This window comes from Clostridium neonatale (assembly GCF_900465025.1).
GTDB lineage: Bacteria > Bacillota > Clostridia > Clostridiales > Clostridiaceae > Clostridium > Clostridium neonatale.
Genome location: NZ_UICR01000001.1, coordinates 1,307,357 through 1,329,621, shown reverse-complemented (window position 1 = coordinate 1,329,621; position 22,265 = coordinate 1,307,357). Strand labels below are relative to the sequence as shown.

General features: G+C 27.5%; 21 protein-coding genes and 1 other annotated feature. Of the genes, 4 read left to right on the top strand and 17 right to left on the bottom strand.

Annotation, left to right across the window (positions count from 1 at the left end; translation table 11 throughout):
- Positions 1–35 precede the first annotated feature (35 nt).
- A complete protein-coding gene (locus tag CNEONATNEC86_RS05980; RefSeq protein ID WP_058294365.1) occupies positions 36–341 on the top strand; it encodes a hypothetical protein in 306 nt (101 codons plus the stop codon).
- Between the two features lie 108 nt (positions 342–449).
- Here the strand turns inward: CNEONATNEC86_RS05980 and tyrS are convergent, their stop codons facing one another.
- The 10 genes from tyrS to CNEONATNEC86_RS05930 form a co-directional block, all read right to left on the bottom strand.
- Positions 450–1,658, bottom strand: a complete 1,209-nt coding sequence (tyrS, locus tag CNEONATNEC86_RS05975) for a tyrosine--tRNA ligase (RefSeq protein WP_159135689.1) — start codon at positions 1,656–1,658, stop codon at positions 450–452.
- A 217-nt stretch (positions 1,659–1,875) separates the two neighbouring features.
- Positions 1,876–2,138, bottom strand: a binding site (T-box leader).
- A 102-nt stretch (positions 2,139–2,240) separates the two neighbouring features.
- A complete protein-coding gene (locus CNEONATNEC86_RS05970; RefSeq protein WP_159135688.1) occupies positions 2,241–2,879 on the bottom strand; it encodes a hypothetical protein in 639 nt (212 codons plus the stop codon).
- A 271-nt stretch (positions 2,880–3,150) separates the two neighbouring features.
- Positions 3,151–3,501 (bottom strand): DUF805 domain-containing protein, encoded by a 351-nt coding sequence (locus CNEONATNEC86_RS05965; RefSeq protein ID WP_058294362.1) that lies wholly within the window; start codon positions 3,499–3,501, stop codon positions 3,151–3,153.
- A gap of 169 nt (positions 3,502–3,670) precedes the next feature.
- Complete coding sequence (locus tag CNEONATNEC86_RS05960; RefSeq protein ID WP_058294361.1) at positions 3,671–4,372, bottom strand: Crp/Fnr family transcriptional regulator; 702 nt, start codon at positions 4,370–4,372, stop codon at positions 3,671–3,673.
- Positions 4,373–4,468: 96 nt separating this feature from the next.
- Positions 4,469–5,017, bottom strand: coding sequence for a hemerythrin domain-containing protein (locus CNEONATNEC86_RS05955; protein ID WP_125148318.1), 549 nt, complete (start codon positions 5,015–5,017; stop codon positions 4,469–4,471).
- A gap of 330 nt (positions 5,018–5,347) precedes the next feature.
- The gene (locus CNEONATNEC86_RS05950) at positions 5,348–6,805 is read right to left on the bottom strand and encodes an NADP-dependent glyceraldehyde-3-phosphate dehydrogenase (protein ID WP_159135687.1); all 1,458 of its coding nucleotides are present in this window, start codon (positions 6,803–6,805) and stop codon (positions 5,348–5,350) included.
- A gap of 71 nt (positions 6,806–6,876) precedes the next feature.
- Entirely contained in the window at positions 6,877–7,653 is a 777-nt protein-coding gene (locus CNEONATNEC86_RS05945) for an FAD-binding oxidoreductase (RefSeq protein WP_230131914.1), read from the bottom strand.
- Between the two features lie 157 nt (positions 7,654–7,810).
- Positions 7,811–9,085 (bottom strand): metallopeptidase TldD-related protein, encoded by a 1,275-nt coding sequence (locus CNEONATNEC86_RS05940; RefSeq protein WP_159135686.1) that lies wholly within the window; start codon positions 9,083–9,085, stop codon positions 7,811–7,813.
- A gap of 14 nt (positions 9,086–9,099) precedes the next feature.
- Positions 9,100–10,515, bottom strand: coding sequence for a TldD/PmbA family protein (locus CNEONATNEC86_RS05935; RefSeq protein ID WP_159135685.1), 1,416 nt, complete (start codon positions 10,513–10,515; stop codon positions 9,100–9,102).
- Positions 10,516–10,664: 149 nt separating this feature from the next.
- Positions 10,665–10,820, bottom strand: a complete 156-nt coding sequence (locus CNEONATNEC86_RS05930) for a hypothetical protein (protein WP_159135684.1) — start codon at positions 10,818–10,820, stop codon at positions 10,665–10,667.
- Positions 10,821–11,461: 641 nt separating this feature from the next.
- Between CNEONATNEC86_RS05930 and CNEONATNEC86_RS05925 the strand changes: the two genes are divergently transcribed.
- Positions 11,462–12,001 (top strand): 50S ribosomal protein L25, encoded by a 540-nt coding sequence (locus CNEONATNEC86_RS05925; RefSeq protein WP_159115837.1) that lies wholly within the window; start codon positions 11,462–11,464, stop codon positions 11,999–12,001.
- Positions 12,002–12,138: 137 nt separating this feature from the next.
- Here CNEONATNEC86_RS05925 and CNEONATNEC86_RS05920 read toward each other — a convergent pair whose 3' ends face one another.
- Positions 12,139–13,440 (bottom strand): pyrimidine-nucleoside phosphorylase, encoded by a 1,302-nt coding sequence (locus CNEONATNEC86_RS05920; protein ID WP_058294353.1) that lies wholly within the window; start codon positions 13,438–13,440, stop codon positions 12,139–12,141.
- Positions 13,441–13,750: 310 nt separating this feature from the next.
- The gene (deoC, locus tag CNEONATNEC86_RS05915; RefSeq protein WP_058294352.1) at positions 13,751–14,413 is read right to left on the bottom strand and encodes a deoxyribose-phosphate aldolase; all 663 of its coding nucleotides are present in this window, start codon (positions 14,411–14,413) and stop codon (positions 13,751–13,753) included.
- 314 nt (positions 14,414–14,727) lie between these two features.
- Between deoC and CNEONATNEC86_RS05910 the strand changes: the two genes are divergently transcribed.
- Positions 14,728–15,507 (top strand): DeoR/GlpR family DNA-binding transcription regulator, encoded by a 780-nt coding sequence (locus CNEONATNEC86_RS05910; RefSeq protein WP_125148322.1) that lies wholly within the window; start codon positions 14,728–14,730, stop codon positions 15,505–15,507.
- Between the two features lie 20 nt (positions 15,508–15,527).
- On the opposite strand, the gene gpmA is transcribed toward CNEONATNEC86_RS05910, so the two are convergent.
- Entirely contained in the window at positions 15,528–16,262 is a 735-nt protein-coding gene (gene gpmA, locus CNEONATNEC86_RS05905) for a 2,3-diphosphoglycerate-dependent phosphoglycerate mutase (protein WP_125148323.1), read from the bottom strand.
- 248 nt (positions 16,263–16,510) lie between these two features.
- Between gpmA and ade the strand changes: the two genes are divergently transcribed.
- On the top strand, positions 16,511–18,265 hold the full coding sequence (gene ade / locus CNEONATNEC86_RS05900; RefSeq protein WP_159135683.1) for an adenine deaminase: 1,755 nt from the start codon (positions 16,511–16,513) through the stop codon (positions 18,263–18,265).
- 935 nt (positions 18,266–19,200) lie between these two features.
- Here ade and CNEONATNEC86_RS05895 read toward each other — a convergent pair.
- The 4 genes from CNEONATNEC86_RS05895 to trxA form a co-directional block, all read right to left on the bottom strand.
- Entirely contained in the window at positions 19,201–20,091 is an 891-nt protein-coding gene (locus CNEONATNEC86_RS05895; RefSeq protein ID WP_159135682.1) for a hypothetical protein, read from the bottom strand.
- Between the two features lie 169 nt (positions 20,092–20,260).
- Positions 20,261–20,692 carry a MarR family winged helix-turn-helix transcriptional regulator gene (locus tag CNEONATNEC86_RS05890; RefSeq protein ID WP_058294347.1) on the bottom strand — a complete coding sequence of 144 codons (432 nt, stop codon included), beginning with the start codon at positions 20,690–20,692 and terminating at the stop codon, positions 20,261–20,263.
- A gap of 18 nt (positions 20,693–20,710) precedes the next feature.
- Positions 20,711–21,574 (bottom strand): NAD(P)/FAD-dependent oxidoreductase, encoded by an 864-nt coding sequence (locus tag CNEONATNEC86_RS05885; RefSeq protein ID WP_125148326.1) that lies wholly within the window; start codon positions 21,572–21,574, stop codon positions 20,711–20,713.
- Positions 21,575–21,885: 311 nt separating this feature from the next.
- Complete coding sequence (gene trxA / locus CNEONATNEC86_RS05880; RefSeq protein WP_058294345.1) at positions 21,886–22,197, bottom strand: thioredoxin; 312 nt, start codon at positions 22,195–22,197, stop codon at positions 21,886–21,888.
- Positions 22,198–22,265 lie beyond the last annotated feature (68 nt).

The following is a 22,265-nucleotide window of genomic DNA, read 5'->3' as shown; positions in this document are numbered from 1 at the left end:
CAATACTTTGTATGATAATAGAAAAGGAGTTGATTTTGATTAAATTATTATTGAAGCTATCAATACCACTTATAATTTTTATAGGTATATTTATATGTTTTCAAACATTTATTTTTAATGATAAGAATTATATGACATCTAATTTATCTTCATTCGATCAGTATACTATAAACAATAATAATGATTCAAAGTCATCTGATTCTTTTAAGCATATAGGATCTTTATTATTATCAGATAAAAATAATGAAGAACATAATGATAGATCTTCTTCTAGAGAAATCAGAAAGCTAATCCAAAACACTAGTCGATGTATAAGATCTAAATTTCTGCCTATAAAATAGTTTTTATCTAAAAATTTAAGGATACAGCCTAAAATACTGTATCCTTATTTATTTAATTTTTTATATACTATTAATGGCCTACATAGCAACTCCAAAATTACTTTCAGCCTATAGAACTATCTTAACGAACTTTTTCTTTCCAATTTTAATAACATCACCATTGTTTAATATTGCACTGATTTCATTTATTTTTTCACCATTTATTTGGACTCCACCTTGACTTATAAGCCTTCTTATTTCACTTTTACTTTGAATAAAATTATCATCAATAAGCAATTGTATAATATCTTCTAAATGTTTTATGCTATCATTCATTTTTATTTCTGGAATATTTTCTGGAATTGATTTTTTACTAAATGCTGCATCATAAAATTTAATTGACTCTTTTACTTCTTCATCTGAGTGATATAGTCCTGTTATAATTTTAGCTAACTCAAATTTAACATCTCTTGGGTTTTTTCCATTCTTCAATTGCTCCTTTATTTTATCTACAATATCTGGATGTTCATCAGTTGCAAGTTCAAAGTATTTAATTATAAGATTATCTGGTATTTCCATAACCTTTTTAAACATTACATTTGCTGGTTCACTAACTCCGATATAATTTCCAAGGCTCTTACTCATTTTTTCTATTCCATCTAATCCTTCAAGAATAGGCATAAACATTGCCACTTGCTCTTCCTGTCCTTTTGCCTTTTGAAGTGTTCTTCCAATTAAGATATTAAAAGTCTGATCAGTTCCACCGAGCTCTATATCTGCCTCTAATGCTACTGAATCGTAGGCTTGCATCAATGGGTAAAAGAATTCATGAATCCCTATTGGCACATTATTCTTAAATCTTTTTTGAAAATCATCTCTTTCCATCATACGCGCTACAGTAGTTGTCGCTGCAAGATTTAATACATCATCAAAGGCTAATTTTGAAAGCCATTCACTATTAAATCTAATCTCAGTCTTATCTTTGTCTAAAACTTTAAATATTTGCTCTTTATAAGTTTCTGCATTAGCTTTTACTTGTTCATCTGTTAACGCTTTTCTTCCTTTAGCTTTTCCTGTTGGATCTCCTATCTTTCCTGTAAAATCTCCAATTATAATTACTGCCTTATGCCCCAAATCCTGCATTTGTTTAATTTTACGTAATACAACTGCATGGCCTAAATGTATATCTGGTGCACTTGGATCAAGGCCAAGTTTTATTGTAAGCTTTTTATTTTCTTTTTCGCATTTTTCTAATTTTTTTCTTAAGCTTTCTTCACTTACAATAGTATCTACTCCCTTCATTATAATCCTTAATTGTTCATCAATTGTTTTGTTCATTTCAAAACTCTCCTTATATTATATTTTTTAATATAAGCAAGTTCTATAAGATTCATGAAATGCTTGCATAAGTTCTCTTCTTAAAGTGATAATGTAAAATTTACAGCTATTAAAAAAAATTATTAAAATCTATTATATCCTTAAATAGTACTATTTTAACAGTTTCAGATTCACTATAAATTCTGAGAAAATAAAAAACTCCCGTCCTCTTGAATATCAAAAGGACGAGAGAATATCTCGTGCTACCACCTTAGTTTATAGACAACTCACATTGTCTACCTCTTCGAGTACTCCATTGCTTTACATGGGTTATACTCTAGCACTATAACGTGTGCAGGTTACGTCACAGCCTACTAGATAAAAAATCGTTTGGTGTGAAGCTCAAAGATGTATTCATAATAAACTACCATGCACCTCTCATCAACCGGTTACTTTCTGTTTGGATTATATATTACTACTTATTCTTATCATAGCTTTTCATATCTTATACTCCAAAATATAGATTTTGTACTATAAGTTTTCGTTATGCCATATTAAATTATTTTAATACTACTATTATTTTTCTAAAAAGTCAATACTTACTTATATTCTTTCTATAGAAAAAGTTTCATCCTCACTAAATATATATCTAAAGTTATTATTTAAATTCTTCACGAATTCTTCAATCCATAAGTTTCTTAAACTATAGAATATACTAACGTCTACTTCTTCTTTTTCCCATGTTTCTTTATGGACACATACTCTTCTTTTCCATGTTACCTTTTCGTCACTAAGCTCTATAAATTCATTAACTCTATCACATGGCATACCATCTAAAATATAATTATTAACTTCTGTAAATATATCTTGTGCATTTTTTATATCTTGCTCTTCATTTTTAACTTCATCAGCTGCTTTTATACCTTGTTCTTTATATATATTTTCAATTTTAGTCAAAGATAGATTATCATTTTCTAAAATTGTTTTAGTATAAAAAGCCATTCTTCCTTCTGCATTATGAATCTTATTTTGTAACCATCCATGTATATTGCTGTGATCTATTAATTCTTCAAGTGATTTATGTGGTAATTTCTCACCATATCTTTCTTCGGCATGCATTTTCAACTTTTCTATATTTAAACCTTCATCTTTTGCAAGGTTCACTATCTCATCCTCTAGATTTTCAAACCATAATATTTTATTAAATAACCAATAATGGATTTTTCCTAAAAAAGCGCTCATATGTATTCCTCCTAAATTAAAATCTAGTATAAAAATTATTCTAATTAATATCTACGATTTTCATACTTATATGTAATAAAAACTTCTTATAATTAAATTTTTGTTAAAATTATTATATCTTTTTAACTTGTTTTTGTATGTAACATTTGTTACTAAAATATAATAAAAAGCAGTAATAGCTCAATATTAACTTCTCCTCTATATAGACATTTTTATTGTTTTACATGTCTACCAAAAAAGGAGCATATAACTACTATTACTGCTTCTTTATTTATAAGATTTCTTTAGGATTTAATCCATAAATATTCTTTTCTAATTGGCTATCCCTGCAAAGTAATATAAGCAACCATATACCACCTATAATCGGAATAAAACTTATAAAATACCACCATCCACTTTTTCCAATGTCATGTAGTCTCCTAACGCAAACTGCTATACCAGGAATAAGTACTCCTAAGCTGTAAATTAAAGAAATTATTGGAGATGTTCCAAGTAAATAGTCAATAACATTCAATATGATTGCGAAAATAACATTAAATAATACAAACATCCAATATTCTTTTCTTCTAGCTCTTCCATTAAAATTCACATAATTTTTAAGTACATTTAAATACCAACTCATTTTCATCCTCCCTTCTTATAATAATATACTATACAATTATTATATTATTACAGATGTTTATAAATTACAAATATCTATAAACATCTAATACACTTCAAATTATCAATAAATAATTTAATCATATACTATATTTAATCTAGGGCTATTGAAAATAAAAGCAATTTAATTATTACATCAATTTTAATTTCTCTTCATTTAATACAATTATCCTTTTCATTCCATCTAATTGTATTATTCCATCATCTTCAAATTTCCTAAGCTTCCTACTCATTGTTTCCCTCGTAACGCCTATATAATTTGCCATGTCTTCTCGTGTTATAGATAGTTCTATAATTATATTGTCATCTTTTCTATGTCCATATTTTTCAATGAGTTCTATTAATAAATATGCCACTCTTGCATCTATATCATTAGTCGCTAAATTTTGGATTAATTCTTCCATTTGAGATAATTTTTCTGCAACACTTTCTAAAATTTTAATGCCCATTTCAGGATTATTCATCATCAGTGTTTTCATCTCATCTTTAGTTATAATGCATAACTTACAATCTTCTATAGCTTCTGCATTAAATTTATGAGGAGATTCTTTTAATAACTCCAAATCTCCCACAAAATCATTTTTTGATAGAATGCTAAGTATCTGTTCTTTCCCATCTTTTGTATATTTATATAATTTAACTTTTCCTTCATTTATAAAGCATAGTGAATTTGATATACCGCCTTCTTGAAATATCACATCACCTTTTTTTACTTCTCTGCTTCCAATTGCTTTTACTACTTCCAATAGCTCAGTGCAATCTAGATTATAAAATAAAGGAATTCCACTTGCACAATGACCCTTACACATATTAGAGTTTCCAGCTGTATTCATATATATCATCCTTTATAATCTTTTATATCTAGATTAACATTAAATTTATTTAATGTACAATATATATTCTGGTTAAATACTCTATAAATTATAAACTTATCTATATTTCTCTTCTAAGCTTTCAACTATTCTTATATACTTATTTTTAACATCTTTATTCTCTTCTTCATATTTAAAACATTCTATATCTATTTCTTTAAGTATCTCATCTTTTAGCTCTCTTTGTGCAAATTTATATATAACATTGTTTTCTTTTTCAATGTGTCTTTCTAAAAGATGTGTATATGATATGGCATTTGCTATTACATCAAGCTTAGCTTCTTCATCTCCTTTTTTAACTTTAGATAGAGCTTCTTCTAAGTCTCTTACATACATTCTTCCCATATCATGTTCAACTAACATTCCATGTTTTATTATTTTCTCACCAACTGCGCCTAAATTCTCAACCATTTTGTTAAAAAGCTTTATTTCTTCTTTATTATGATGGTGTCCATCAGCATAATTTCTTATAAAATCTATTATTGTTTCAAATTCTTCATAATTTATTTCTTTATTATTTAAAATATTTAACGAAATCTTTCTAATAATTTTAAGCATTCTTGTAATCACTTCATGTTCTTTTACCATTATATCTATTGCATTCATATAACATACCTCGCTTTATTTTTCTTTAAAAATATTTTTCTTTTATTCTGCTATTTTAACCAATCATGAGCTCATATTATTATTTTCATACTTACTGTAACTTATAAATTATTTTGTTGAATTAATTTTAACTTATAAAAAGAAATACTTCTGTAACACCTGTTACATAATCATTTCTTTTTATAAGTTGCTTTTTTACATTATCTATACCAAATGTTTTATAAAAAATATAAAAAGCATGAAATTATATTTACATATTAGTAATTTATAATTTCATGCCCTCTCATATAATATTTTAATTTCTTTTTAAATTATTATACTCTAATGTTATTATCTTAAGTTAATAACAGTACCTTTTAATCTAGTCATAGCCTCAATAGAATATCTTATTCCTTGAGTTCCAATTCCAGAAGATTTAACTCCTAAGAATGGGAAATGATCTGGACCTCTTTCAGTCTTGTTATTAATTTGAACTGTACCAACCTCTAATTTATCAGCAACATAAAATGCATTATCTATATTTTCTGTAAATACAGCTCCTTGAAGACCATATTCTGATTCGTTTGATATACGTATAGCTTCATCTCTATCTTTAACTCTCATTATTGGAAGAACTGGTCCAAATGGTTCTTCCCATGCAAGTCTCATATCTTCTGTCACCTTATCAAATAGTGTTGGATAAATAACATTTCCTTCTCTTTTTCCTCCAAAAAGTAACTCAGCACCTTTTTCTTTTGCATCTTCCATCAATTCACAAACAAAATCTGCGCTTTTAGTGTTTATAAGAGGTACAACATCCCCTTGTTCTTCTAACGGATTAACAACTTTTAATTTAGCTACCTTTTCTTTTAATTTTTCTACTAACGCATCTGCAATTTCTTCTTCTACTAAAACTCTCTTAACTGCAGTACATCTTTGACCTGAATATGAATATGCTCCAGCTATAATATTACTTGCTGCAAGTTCTAAATCAGCATCTTTTAATATTATTGCTGCATCCTTTCCGCCAAGTTCCATTAAAAGAGGCACCATAGTTGTAATTTTAGAAATTCTTTCACCAACTGCACTGCTTCCTGTGAAGTTTATAAAGTCAATACCCTTATGAGTAGTAATATAATCTCCTATTTCGCTTCCTCTACCAGTTATTGTATTTATTATTCCTTTTGGAACTCCAGCTGCTTCAAATATTCTTGCTAAATATATTCCACAAAGACTTCCTTGTGTCGCTGGCTTTAATACAACTGAATTACCAGCGATTATTGCTGGTGCTATTTTAGATGCTGCAAGATTTACCGGATAGTTAAATGGTGATATTGCAAGTACCACTCCAAGAGGCACTCTATTTACAACTGATATTTTATTTCTTTTATACCCTGGAAATGTATCACCTGGTATGCTTTCTCCTGACATATTTTTAGCTGTATCTGCTGTAAATCTTATAAAATCAGCAGTTCTAACCACTTCTGAAATAGAACTTTTTCTGTCTTTTGCTATTTCCCTAATCATTATTTCAGCTATTTCTTCTGAATATTCAACAAAAAGATCTGCAGCTTTATATAAAATCTCAGCTCTTTCGTTTAAAGTAATTTTTCCCCATTCCTTTTGTGCTTCTTTAGCACCTTTTATTATAAAATCAACTTCATCTTTAGTCATAGCTGGAACTCTTCCTACCAAAGAGTTATCTATTGGTGAATTTATATCTATAAAATTATTACTTTCACTGGATACCCATTTCCCATTTACTAAATTTTTAAAATTCTTATTTCCGTCGTTTGTCACACTAAACATTTCTTTTACCTTCTCTCTTAATATAAGTGTTAATTTTAGTGGTATTATTATCAAATTCTAAGATGAATATATTATTTTGTTATATCTTCACCAGCTGCAAATAATTCATAATTTATATCTTCTTTATTAATATTCATATCTATTAAATTATGATATAAATTTCTCATAAATTGAACTGGTCCACAGAAATAGAATTCTCCATTTCTAGGCAGATTATTCTCCATATATTCTTTTGATATTCTTCCACTAATCTCAAAAGTCTCACCTATCTTATCACAATCTAAAGGCCGTGTATAGATAGTAGTTACTTCTAAATTATTATTATTCTTTTCTAATTCTTTAATTTCTTCTTTAAAACTATGATACTTTGAGTTAGGCGTACTATAAATCAAGTAAATCTTTCTATTAGTTTGTACAGCCTCATATGCCATAGTAAGCATAGGCGTTATTCCTATACCTCCACCTATAAGAACTAAAGGTTTTTCGCTGTCCTTAAGCACAAAGTTTCCAATAGGCGCTGTGATATATAATGTGTCATTTACTTTAATCTCATCACATAAATTTTTACTTATAAGTCCTTCGTCTTCTCTTTTTACACTTATTCTATAAAATTCTCCATTGGAATTTAGTGATAGTGTATATTGTCTTGGAATTGTAAAACTTCCATCCTCATTTTTCATTTTTACAGCAATATATTGTCCTGCTATAAATGATGGTAATCTGCTTTTGTCTTCATTTTCTAAATAAAATGATTTTACTAAATCATCTTCTTCAACTATTTTTCTAACTTTTATTTCTTTAAATCCTCGCCATTTTTCCGTTTGTTCTTTATAATTAATGTTCATCATTTGTTCCTCGTTATTTATCATTTGTATTTAAAGTCTGTAAGTATATTATAATGTTAATATACTAAAAAAAATGTGATTCAAATCACATTTTAATAATTTAAATCACACTTTTAAGCACAAAATTTTAAGACTATTTTCTAGCACCTTAAATATATAGCTACAGTCCTGCAATCTTTACATTTTTTAGTTTAATTTGACTTGGCATCTCATTGGCACCATCTTCCTGTAATTCTTTAGATAAACTAAGCTTTTCTTGAACATCTTTTATATTAGCAGATAATGAGCCTCCAGTTAACGGTATAAATTTATCGCCACATTTTAATAATGCAAGTCTAATTTCTCCTGAAAAATCTCCTGTTAAAGTATCCATTTGAAAATCAGAAAATCTTAATATTTTTAGATTGTTTTCTTCAAACATATCATCTTCGCTTGTTTTTCCACCTTTAATCTTTACTGCCTTATAATCGCCAACCGGTTCTACTCCTAAATAATCAGCGAATTTATATGAACCATAAAATGTTTTTAACACTCCATCTTCAATTAAAACTCTATCTTTTAATTCTATTCCTTCATTGCTGAAAGGTACAATTGAAGTTAATGTTATGTTTAATTTATCACCTTTTATTTTTCTGCCTTGAACTTTATCATTAACATTAAAATTTGAATATTTTTGATATACCATTTCAGTTAATGCATTCTCAGAATAGTATTTGAAAAATTCTTTAACACTATCTTCAACTAAGATTACATCATATATTCCATTTTTAGGTGCATTTTCACTTCTTGCTCTATATCCTGTAATTATAATTGCTTCTTTTGCTTTTAAAGCTAAATCTTCTTCTAGCAATTCATCATAATTAAAGCTATTATATATTTCAACATCTTGTTTTTCTATCCATTGAGTAATGAATTCACCATTAATACTACATCTTATATAAGATGCATCTGTTCCATTAGATGAAATTATTCTCTTATCTATCTTTGTAACAAAAATTTCAGAAGAATTAATAAAGCCTTTTTCAAAATTATCATATTTATATAATGCATTTTTTACTTTTAAGGCAATATCTTCTAATGATAAATTTAATAATTTACTTTCTTTTATTTTCTTTTCTCCAAAATAGCCTTTAGGCAATTTATATATTTTATTCTTTACAAAAGATGCTGCATAACTTGCACTTTTTATAACTTCTTCTATTTCATGTTTATCCATGGATTCATAAATCTTAATTCTTGAATCACCTTTATATCTTATATCACCTTCACTAAATTCTTTAAATAATTTCACTTCATATTGTGTTATGTTCTTTTTTCTGTTCATATCTAAGTCTTTTTTTATTAAATATAATTCTATGCTCTCTTCAATTGTTTTAGAAACAATGTATTCATTAATATTATTTTCTTTAAGAACACTTAAAATAATATCAATCATTTCTCTACCTCCTTTTATCCTAATCTCGCTCTACATTTAATATATGGTCCACCAGATGATACCTTAACAAACTCTTTATATCCTTTTCCGCAATATCCTGAACCGCTAACTCCAAAATCTTCTGATATCATTGAAATAGATTTAAGAAGGTCTGGAACATATCCTGTAATTATTATTGGAGAGAATATTTTTCCTGTAAATTCACCATCTTTAATTTCTTTTGCCATTGTTAACATACATTGAATTCCCCAGTTTTTAGGGTCCTCCATTCCACTTTGACATCCATCAACCAAGAATCCATATTTGATTGATTTTATCATATCTTCAAGCTTTGAAGTTCCTTTTTCAAAAAATGTGTTTGTCATTCTTGTATATACTTTTCTATCAAAGCTTTCTCTTCTTCCATTTCCTGTTGTCTTTTTCTTTAAGGCTAATGATGTTAAATTATCATTTATACCACTTTCTAATATTCCATCTTTTATTATTACAGTATCATGAGCAGCTTCACCTTCATCATCAAAGAAATATGAGCCTGTATTTAATATTGCACTTGCTCCATCTCTCATTGTAACGCAGTCTGCTGCAACACTTTTACCTATATAGTCTTTAGCTTTTGCTCTATCTTTTACAAACATGTCCATCTCAACACCATGACCAAAAGCTTCATGAGCAATAAGCCCTGTAATGTCAGGTGTACAAATAATATCGTATTCACCTGGTTCTATTCTCTTTGCTGATAAAAGATCTATTCCTTCTTTAGCAACCTCTACAGCTGATTGTTGTAATTCCTTTAAAAGCTCTGCTCCTTTAGCACCAGCAATTGCTTTGAACCCAACTTTATTTCCTTTTTCATCTGCAGATATGCACATGCACATTCCGTCACTCCACATAATGCCTTGTTCTAGTTCTTTATTCGGTGATACAAATATTTTATTTATCTTTAAATAACTATATCTGCTTTTAGCTTCAACTATTCTATCATCATATTCAAGAATAGTATCCTTATATTTTATAAGAAAATCAATGATTTTTTCATCCCCAAATTCTTTTGGATCAATTTCGATTTCTGAATTTTTTGAAAAATTCATTTGTTCTTCAATTACCATTTCATAGTTTCTAACGGTAATATCATTATTTATAAAATGTGCTGTATTCCTTACACTTTCAACTATATTTTTTATATTAGATTCATCTATTTTGTCAAAAGCATATTCACTATAATTACTTCCATTATATACTCTAACTACAAATCCTCTTTCATTAAAAAAAGCTTCTTCTATATTTATTGAAGTTTTTGACACTGTATAATTTTTCCCACAAGAGTCTGTAGCCAAAATAGATGCATACTTAAATTCCTTTAAAAGTTCTTTTAATAATTTTTTCATTAACGGTTTAATATTTTGCATATAATTGCCTATCTCAATATACATATAAATCCTCCTATTTCAATATTTGGTTTATAAACTTTTATCTTCTAACATTAATTCTATCACTTTTTACATTTCCTTCAATATGCTTATATTTTTTTACAGCATCCTTCTCTATTCTCTTAACTTCTTTTTGAGTAACTGACTTCTTGCTATATCTTACAAATTGAAACCATTCTAATAAATTGATTAATATTATCGTATTCAAAATTTTCATTACTTTTTAATCTTTCTAAATATTCCTTAATAGTTTCGCCATATATTATTGGATAACCTAATTTCTCCAAAGAAGAAAATATTTTTTTCATGCAGATAAGTGCCTTCTCCTTATTAGTAGATTTTCTATATATTCTTCTTTCATTTATGCTTATTCTTCAATAAAAAATACTAAAGTTTAATATATCCATATTTACTTGTAGTGACATTTGAGTTGAAAAATATAAAAAAAAGACTTTAGAAAAATATCTTCTCACCAAAACAACTTCGGGATAAATATTTCGTTAAGACCTATATATAAAAATTAAAATCAAAAAATCAGTTCTTTGGTTATATGCTCTTAGTACTATTGAATTTTCCATTATAATTTATCTATTTTCAATATATGTCATATTAAAAAGCTCACTAAGCTACAGTAAAATTTTGTATATATTTCATAGTTTAATAATATATATTATTTTTTATTAACTTATCATAATTTAACCATTATTTATTTAAGGCTTCCATATAAAATAACCATTTTATTATTAAACTGATAATTTTCTCTTTTGCTTTTAAATAATTTATCACTTATACTTAAGTAACAATAAGAATTAAGGAGGCTGATGCATATGTGGAGCTTTTAATTTAAGCTCTATTGTCGTTAGTTAGGTATCTCATATGGGTAGACCTTAGCATATATAGGGCTTAATAAAATAGCAAAACTATAAAATTAATGAAAGAGGTATTTATTATGTCAAATGTAGCATTTAAGGTATACGAAAGAAATATAAAAGAAAATACAAATAAACTTAGAAAAACTGGCCAAATTCCTGGGATAATTTATGGAGAATTCCTTGATAATACAATCTCAATAAAAATATCTAATGCAGAATTAAAAAAAATGGTCCGTGAAAATAATAGTGGATCTATCATCCAAATTGATTTAGATGGTAAAAACATGAATTGTGTAGTTAAAGAAATTCAAGGAAATCATCGTCAAGAACCATTACACATAGATTTACAATATGTTAAACCAAATGAAGTAATAAAAATGAGAATTCCTGTAAAATTTATTGGGCAATCAAATCTAGAATCCAGAAAATTGCTTCTAGAAACTTTTAATCCTTTTATAGATTTCCAAGGTGATGTTGAACAAATCCCTGAATCAATTGAAGTTAATGTAGCTAACTTGAAGTTTGAAGATAAAATATTGGTTGAAGATATTGACTTTCCAAAAGAAGTAACAATAGTAACTGATCCTAAAACTCTTTTAGCCGTTGTAAACAGTTAATTTTATGAATATAGTAGTTTTATATTATTCTTGTAGTTTAGATATTTACTTAAATATAAAAGAAGCAAAAGTGTTGGTTTAAAACACTTTTGCTTCTTTTATAAATTATATATTAATAATATTAGTTAATGAGATATCTATTTTAAAATTTTTTCAATTAAAGGATTCACCTTTACATCTTCATTAGTAATTACAAAAGCTTCATGTAATTCTTTTATCCACTCTTCTTTTAAATCCTCATCATGATAAACATAGCATATAGTATCCCCTATATTTATCTTATCTCCTCTTTTACAGTTGATTTTTAATCCCACTCCATGATTTATTAAATCTTCTTTAGTTGCTCTTCCTGCACCAAGATGCATTGCAAGTATTCCTAATTTTTCTGAATGAAGTACTTCTACATTACCTTCTCTTTCTGCTTTTATTTCTGTAATAAATTTAGACTTAGGTAATAAGGAAGTGTCATCAAGCATAGCTGTATTACCGCCTTGTGCTTTAACCATTTCTTTAAATTTTTCAAAAGCTCTGCCTGAGTTTACTGCATCCATAAGCATTTTTCTTGCTTCTTCCTTAGTTTGTGTAATTTTACCCTGAATAAGCATTATTTCTCCAGCCTGCATACAAAGCTCTGTAAAATCTTTAGGTCCATTACCTTTTAATGTTTCAATTGCTTCTATTATTTCTAAAGAATTACCAATAGCATTTCCAAGTGGCTGATTCATATCAGTTATCATAGCCATTGTATTTCTTCCTAGATTATTACCTATTTTTATCATTTCATTTGCAAGTTCTGTTGCATCTTCAACATTATGCATAAATGCACCTTCACCATATTTAACATCTAAAAGTATAGTATCTGATCCAGATGCTAATTTTTTAGACATAATAGATGAAGCTATTAGTGGTATAGAATTTACTGTTCCTGTAACATCTCTAAGAGCATATAATTTTTTATCAGCAGGAACTAAATCTCCTGTTTGACCAATTATAGCTATTCCAACCTCTTCAACCTGCTTTTTAAATTGTTCTTCTGATAAGAAACAATTAAATCCTTCTATAGATTCTAACTTATCTAAAGTTCCTCCTGTATGGCCAAGGCCTCTTCCTGACATTTTAGCAACCTTAAGTCCACATGCTGCAACCATTGGTCCAAGTGCCATAGAAGTTTTATCTCCAACTCCGCCTGTTGAATGTTTATCTGCCTTGATTCCTGGAATTGATGTTAAATCTATCACATCACCGCTGTTCATCATTGCTTTAGCTAAATATGCAGTTTCATCTTCATTCATTCCATTTAAAACTATTGCCATAAGAAGGGAACTTGTTTGATAGTCTGGTATTGATCCGCTTACAACACCATCAATCCAAAATTGTATTTCTTCATGAGTTAATGCTTTTTTATCTTTTTTCTTATTTATTATATCTACAAAATGCATATAACCAACCCCTTTTCAATTCACAATTCATAATTCACAGTTTAATATGCAATTCACAATTCAATTTATAACTCACAATTTAATGTGCAATTCACAACTCAATTTATAATTTACAATTTAATGCATAATTTATAATTAACAGATCAAATTTCAATAATAAATTTTTATGGAATATAAAAATTTTATAGACCATCTAATGAAAAGTTAAAGTAATTTTCACATTTTGTTACTTAAACATTCTCCTTAGAGCTTCATACTAATTTACCTGCTTCGATTTCTAAAATGCAATTAATTGTGAATTTTGAATTGATTAATATCCTTGTGTTTCTTCACCTTTTAAAAGACCTACAGCTCTACTAGTTCCGATTCTGTCACAGCCTTCATTTATAAACATCTCAAGATCTTCAACAGTGCTTACTCCGCCAGCTGCCTTGATCTTTACATTTGGTCCAATATGCTTCTTGAATAATTTCACATCTTCAAGAGTTGCTCCGCCTGTTCCAAATCCAGTAGATGTCTTAATATAATCTGCACCTGCATCTGTAACGCATTTGCACATTGCTATTTTTTCTTCTTCTGTTAAATAACAAGTTTCAATTATAACCTTTAATATTTTATCACCACAAGCTTCTTTTAATGCTTTAATTTCTTCTGTCACTTTATCATATAATTTATTTTTAACATCAGTTATGTTTATAACCATGTCAATTTCATTTGCTCCATCTTCAATAGCTTTTTTAGTTTCAGCTACCTTTCCCTCAGTTGATGAATATCCTAAAGGAAATCCTACTACAGTACAAATATTAAGTTCTGGGTATTTTTCATGTATACGAGTTATATAGCATGCTGGTATACATACTGATGCTGTCTTATACTCAATTGCCTCATCGCAAATTACTTGAATGTCTTCCCAAGTTGCTACTGGTTTTAATAAAGTATGATCTACATGTTTTAAAATTTCTGCAGTATTCATTTATTTTCCTCACTTCTTAATTATTAATTTATAATATATGCACTTATTATCTTGCTTTAACTAGAGTTTTATACTATGCATATAATTTATATCTATATGATATTCTTCAAGTGTTTTAATGTCAACATAAAATGTTAAAGTTCAAACATTTTATATACATGATTGATGCTTTTTATATAAATGTTAATGTTTAAAAAGATATTTATTTTAAATAAATGTTGAATTCTAAACACAAAATGTTAAAATTAACTCATACTATTATGTAAAATAATCTTTAATAATAACATAAATATAGTAAATAAGGATGAGTATTTATGAATAAAAAACTAAATAGAACAAATAAGATTATAGAGATTTTAAAAGAAAAAAATGGTGCTACCGTAAAAGAATTAGCATCTATGTTAAATGTCTCAGAAATGACCATAAGGCGCGACCTTAAAATATTAAAATCAAATAATATAGTTAACAATGTTTATGGTGCAACAATTTACAATCCATCAAATAATATAGACAGACTTGAGTCTTTTTATGAAATTGAAAATGAAACCATAAAGCATGAAAATGAAAAAATTAAAATTGGAATAGCTGCTGCCAATCTTGTTACTGATAATGACATAATAATAATAGATACTGGAACAACAACTGAAAAATTAGCAGAAAACATATCTTCTGATATATCAATTACCGCTCTTATCTATAATACTAATATTCTAAATGCACTAAGTAATAAAAAAAATATTAACTTAATATTTTCTGGAGGATATTTTCATCCAAATACGCAGATGTTTGAAAGCCCTGAAGGTATAGATTTAATAAGAAAGACAAGAGCAACAAAAGTATTTGTTTCAGCGGCTGGTGTTCATGAAAATTTAGGTGTTACATGTTCAAACAATTATGAAGTATTAACTAAGAATGCCATATTATCTTCTTCAGTTGAAAAAATTCTTTTAGTTGATTCTGAAAAATTTGGCATTGTGAAATCTGCTTACTTTGCTGATTTAAATATATTTACTACTATTATTACTGATAGTGGAATAAGTAATGAATGGAAAGCTAGAATTGAAGAAATGAAAATACAACTTATTATTATATAGAAATAAGTTGTATTTTTCTTTTATAAAATATATTTGGGTACGGTATAATCTGGCATAACGCCATCTAATGATAAATAATAATGTCTTATTGGATTCAAATCATCATCAAGTTCATAAACAAGTGGTGTTCCTGTTGGTATGTTTAAGTTAACTACTCCATCACTATCCAAATTATCTAAATGCCATACTAGCGCTCTTAAAGTGTTACCATGAGCAGATATTATAATATTTTTATTTTCTTTTAACTTTGGAACTATAACTTCTTCCCATTCCTCAAGTACTCTTCTTTTAGTATCTTCGAGGTTTTCTGTTAATGGTATTTTTTCCTTCTTTAATTCTTTATACTTTTCTTCTTTTCCTGCATATCTTGGATCATCTTCAGTTAATGCTGGTGGTGAAGTGTTAATTGATCTTCTCCATATATGAACTTGTTCATCACCATACTTTTTAGCTGTTTCTTCTTTATTAAGCCCTTGAAGTGCTCCATAATGTCTTTCATTAAATTTCCAGCACTTATGAACTGGTATATACATTAAGTCCATTTCATGAAGAACTATCCATAAAGTCCTTATTGACCTTTTAAGAACCGATGAATAAGCTACATCAAAAGAAAAATTATTTTCCTTTAAGATTCTTCCTGCCTTCCTAGCTTCAATCAGTCCATTTTCAGATAACTCTACATCTGTCCATCCTGTAAATCTATTTTCTAAATTCCATTCACTTTGTCCATGTCTTATAAAAACAATTTTTTTCATAAAATCACTCCTTCCTATACAATATTATTTATTGTTTTCATGTTATATATTCTTAATATTATAAAGTTTAATTATAGCTTATCTTAATTATTTCTATATTTTTCTTAAAATAATGTTATTTAAAAATTTTATATTTTAAAGAAATTCTATTATTGCAATTTATATAGATGACTTTTATAATAGATATAATTTAATTAAAATCGTAATCTAAAAATAACAATAATATATTAGTGCAAGGAGATGAGATTTTGAAAAAAGAATTATTTATAAATACAATTAAAGCTTCTACAAAAGCTATAAAATGCGATTTAGTAATAAAAAACATAACAATTATAGATGTATTTAATAAAGATAAATTTACTGATACAGTAGGAATTAAAGATGCCTTCATCGTAGGAATTGGTGATTATGAAGGCACTGAAGTAATAGATGGTACAGGAAAATTCATTTGTTCTGGATTAATAGATGCTCATTGTCATATAGAGTCAAGCTTAGTTACTCCATCTGAATATTATAAAGCAGCCCTAATAAACGGTATAACCTCCGTAGTTGCAGATCCACATGAAATTGCTAATGTTCTTGGAACAGAAGGCATAGATTTTATGATAAATTCATCTAATGATATTCCATTTGATATGTACTTTATGCTTCCATCATGTGTACCTGGAACAGATTTTGAAAACTCTGGTGCAACTTTAGAAGCTAGAAATTTAAAAAAATACTATAAAAGTGATAAAATCCTTGGTCTTGCTGAGGTTATGAATTTCCCAGCTGTTGTAAGCTGCCATGATTCTATGATAGATAAGCTTTATGACTGTATTGGAAATTCTAAAGTTATTGATGGACATGGTGCTGGTCTTTCAAGTATGATGACTAATACATATAGAACTGCAAATATTTCAACAGATCATGAATGTATAAGTGCTAAAGAAGCTCTTGAAAAAGTAAGGCGCGGAATGTATGTACTAATTCGTGAAGGTACTGCGGCTAAAAACTTAAACGATCTTCTTCCAGCGGTAAAGGAAAATAACAGTACTCGTTTCTGCCTTTGTACTGATGATAAGCATATTGATGACATGCTTAGAAATGGTTCAATAAATTCATCAATTGTTAAATGCATAAAACAAGGTTTAAAACCTGAAACAGCAATTCAAATGGCTACACTCAATCCATCAGTTTTATATAAATTAAATAATAAAGGCGCTATAGCCCCTGGATATGTAGCTGATTTCATTATATTAGATGATTTAGATAACTTTAAAATTAATAAAGTCTATAAGAACGGAAAACTGGTAGTTAGTGATGGTAAACTTCTAGATTCAGTTTGCAAGGAAAATTCATCAGACTTTAATATTAAAAATTCTATACATTTGCCAACTCTTAAAGAAGATAGTTTTAATATAGATATAACAAATAAGTCTATTCTTAATGTTATGGAGATAATACCAAATAAATTGGAAACAAATCATCTAAAAATTGATATTACAGATGATATAAAAGAAAAATATAAAAATCATATTTTATTTAAACAATGTGTAAATAAAGATTTATTAAAAATAGCCGTAATTGAAAGACACAAAAACACCGGAAATATCGGATTAGGTATATTAAAAGGGCTTAAACTAAATAGTGGAGCTGTAGCAACTACAATAGCCCACGATTCGCATAATTTAATAATCGCTGGTACTAATGATAAAGATATGATTTTTGCCGCTAATGAATTAGAAAAAATGCAAGGTGGAATAGTTATAGTTCAGAACGAAACTGTTTTAGCTTCAATTTCACTTGAAATAGCTGGCCTTATGACTAACAAAAATTATATAGAAGCTATAAAAGACATAGAAAATCTTGATAAGGCACTTAATAAGGTTACGTCTAATCTTGATTTTAATTTGTTTTTGACACTCTCATTTTTATCATTGCCTGTAATTCCAGACTTAAAGATTACAGATAAGGGATTATTCAATGTTAAAGAATTTAAATTTATAGATGTAGCAGAATAACTTACATCAACTTAAGAAACAAATTATATGTGGCACAACATAAATATCGGACATACTGAGTTTAGGGTGAATAACCGAAATAAAGCTCTTATGTGATGCTCGCTTGCTACAAAAATGAAGCTAAGAATTCAAACATGCAGACTTGCATCCACAAATGTTTGCTCCAATGTAAAATTAGACAAACAATTCTGGAACAAGTCTACATGAAGAATTCTAAAGCTTCATTTTTTTATGCAAGACACCGCACACATAAGAACTTTATTTCTTTGTTTCATCTAAATTAATAGTATTTATAACTATTTCTCTAAAATAAATATATTTTTTAATACATATATAGATGTTTTAATAAAATGTTGTTATTAAAAATATTAATAAATATTTCTGAGGTATAAGATAAATAACAACATTTATTTAAAACATAATTATATAGATATAAAAGTTAATATTTTATAATTTTTTAAAAGGTATTAATTTATAAATATCAGCAAACACCTACTAATATACATTTTATAGAAACAGCCTCATCATTAGATGAAGCTGTTTCTATATTGTTAAGTTCGTGCCTCACCAAACATTATATGCTTGTATACAAATTCACACAAAATGCAAGATTTAGGTTCTCTGCTTAAGAATATGCACTTATAAAAGCTACAATAAATATATTTGATATCTATGATTTTATGGAAAAACAAAGAAATTCAATATATGAATATGCGTAGCATTGTATTGGAAATTTCAGCTTTTAAATTCTTTGGTAGAGGCTGTTCCAAAATTGTTTGTCCAGAAACTTGCTTTATGGAGCAAACATTTTTGGATGCAGCCTCTGCCATTAGAATTTTTAGATGAAATTTTCCTACAATCGAGCATATCATATATTTAATTTCGGTTGTTATGCACTAAACTCTGATTCTACACAATATATTTATTGGGCAATGCTATGCCAAACAACGTACCTCATGCTTAGAATGAGATGTTATGTCTTTCTTATTCTTTTCATTGTCACCAAAGTAAACTATTGATATAGTCTCAACTATTTCCGCAATTTCTTCTATATTTAGGTATTGCTTGTTCCTTTCATAAACTGCATTTATGGCACTATTAACTGCCTTAATCTTAGATCTGCTTATATTAATTCCTATAGTTTTGTAATTGCTTAAAGTTCCATTTCCATCAAATATTTTTTCTAATGCTTTCATCAACCTGTTAATCTCATTTTTCATCTTATTAGGTGTCTGAATATTTTTATTTTTTAAGAACATATTAAAGTCATATAAATTTTCGCAATTTGCATTTGATATTTCTAAATTTAAGTAATCATACTTTGTCCCATTTCCTTCGTTTATAGCTGCAATACTACAATAAATTCTTCTATTTGCTTTAAGTACTATTTCCTTAATTAATTTAGTATCAAAATTAACATAACTTCCTTTCCTTTCTAAAAATATTGAATTATTTATAATTTCTAAATTAGATGCTGTAATTTCTATTCCTATCATTTTATAATTAAATATTGTTCCATTACCTTCATTAATTCTTACTAAAGAAGTAATTATAGATTTACATTGTTTCTTTATCTCACTTAGGCTTGTTAAATTTATTTCTTTAAGCAAATTATTTATATCACTTAAATATTCTTCTGTAATCTTATTAATTCCAACTTCTTTATATTCTTCAACTGTGGCTTTTCCTCTTTTTATTTTTTCAATTATTTCATTTTTACTTAATTTAATATATGATTCTTCATCTTTTAATATTTTATTTTCACTAAATGCTTGTGGCATATACATTATTGTTAAACCAATCATTTTTATAAACTTTCTCTTCATTCCCTTACTCCCTTTCGTCATCAAAGCAATCATTAATCTAAAATATATTTTCTTTTTAACAAATCCTGTATATATTTTACATCATTTGGTAATTTATGTAAATACAAAAAAACGAGCAGTTATTTTTAATCTCTACTCGTTTTTTATATTATTCTATATATTTTTGATTTTATCTTAGCACTTTAAGAAGGTTATCCAAAGATTTCTTAAGTGTCTCCGCCTGCTCTTTCGATAAGTGAAGTTTTCCTTTAATTTCGCATGGGACACATGTTATCTTCTCTTTCAGTTCCATTCCTTCTTCAGTAAGTTCAACAACAACAACTCTATCATCATTAATATCTCTATATCGTGAAATCAATCCACTCTTCTCCATTTTTTTTAATAATGGTGTAAGTGTTCCAGAATCTAAATGTAGTCTTTCTCCCATTCCTTTAACTGTTGTTTTTTCTTCTTCCCACAAAACCAGCATAGCAACATATTGAGTATATGTTAAATTAAATTTATCTAGGCAAGGCTTATATAATTTAATTACTTCTCTTGATGCGGCATACAAAGAAAAACAAAGTTGATTTTCTAGTTTTATATCATCATATTTCCCCATAAACTAAATCTCCTAATCTTACCTTTTTAAAGAGTCTAAATAGCTGACAGCAGATAATGCTGCAATATTTCCCTCTCCAGCTGATTTTATATATTGATATGGCTTTCCAACGACATCCCCTGCTGCAAAACAACCTTTTATACTTGTTTCCATAGATCTAGTAACATCAATATGATTATCAACAATTTTTATTCCAGGAACTAATTGTCCTGGTGATACACTATCTCTTAATATAAATATGCCGTCAGTTTCTATTTCTCTATCTTTTAACTTTAATTTTTTTACTTTTTCTTCTCCAATAACTTCTACTGGTATTCCTTTAACTATTTCAATTGAATCATCAACTTCTACTTCTTCATCATACATTGGAACATAATATACATTTGATGCTATTGATGCTATAAAATTAGCTTCTTCCTCATCATGTTTATTATATGCTATTATTGTTACTACTTTGTTTTTATAAAGGGGCGCATCACAAGTTGCACAATAACCTACTCCTTTTCCAAGAAATCTTTCTTCACCGTCTAATAATCTCCCATATTGAACTCCAGTAGCTAATATTACGCTTGTAGCTTCATACATTTTATCATTTACCATTATCCCAAAATAATCACCCATGGCATAAATATTATTTACTCTTTCCTCTGTGATTTCTATCCCCATCTCATCAATGTGCCTTGAAAATTCATCTGCTATTTCTTTTCCACTTCTATTATAAAATCCTAAATAATTATTTATTTTATGAGCTTTCACAAGTTTACTTGTTAAATCCTTGTTACCAAATAAAATAAAATTCTTTTTTCTTATTTTCGCATTCAGTGCTGCTGATAATCCAGCTGGACCGCTCCCTATAATTGCAATATCATATCTGTTTTCCATGATTTCCTCCATAATTTTTTACCTTAATTATGATTTATTAAAAAGAAAAAATTATCACTATCTACGTTTATCATTTTTACTACGAATAAAAATATCTATCCGAAAATTCTTAAGTTCTAAAATTCTTAGATTCTTAAGAATTTGGGAATATTAGAATAAAAGTTCTAAAATTCTTAAAAATTTAAGAATATTAGAACCGTACAATTTATATCTATAGAAAGTTATACTATCTTATTTCAATTCATTTTAAGCTCTATATTTCTTGTTTAATATAAAAAGATTAAAGATATTCTTAATCATTTTTCATATTATTATACATGAGCTTCTAATGTTTCTTTAATTCTGTCTTTAGGTAAGAATCCTACCATCATATCTTCTTGCTTTCCATCTTTGAAAATCATCATTGTTGGTACACTTGAAATTCTAAATTCATCTGCAAGTTCTGCACTTTCATCAATATCAACTTTTATTATCTTTGCTTTTCCTTCCATTTCAGTTGCTAATTCCTCTAAAACAGGAGCTAACATTTTACAAGGTCCACACCAAGTTGCAAAAAAGTCAACAAGAGTCACCCCATTTTTTATTTCTTCTCTAAATTCTTCTGTACTTACTATCTTTGCCATTTATAATTCCTCCACTTCATATAAATATTAATGTATCTATATTTAATATTTTTAACTAGTTTTATATT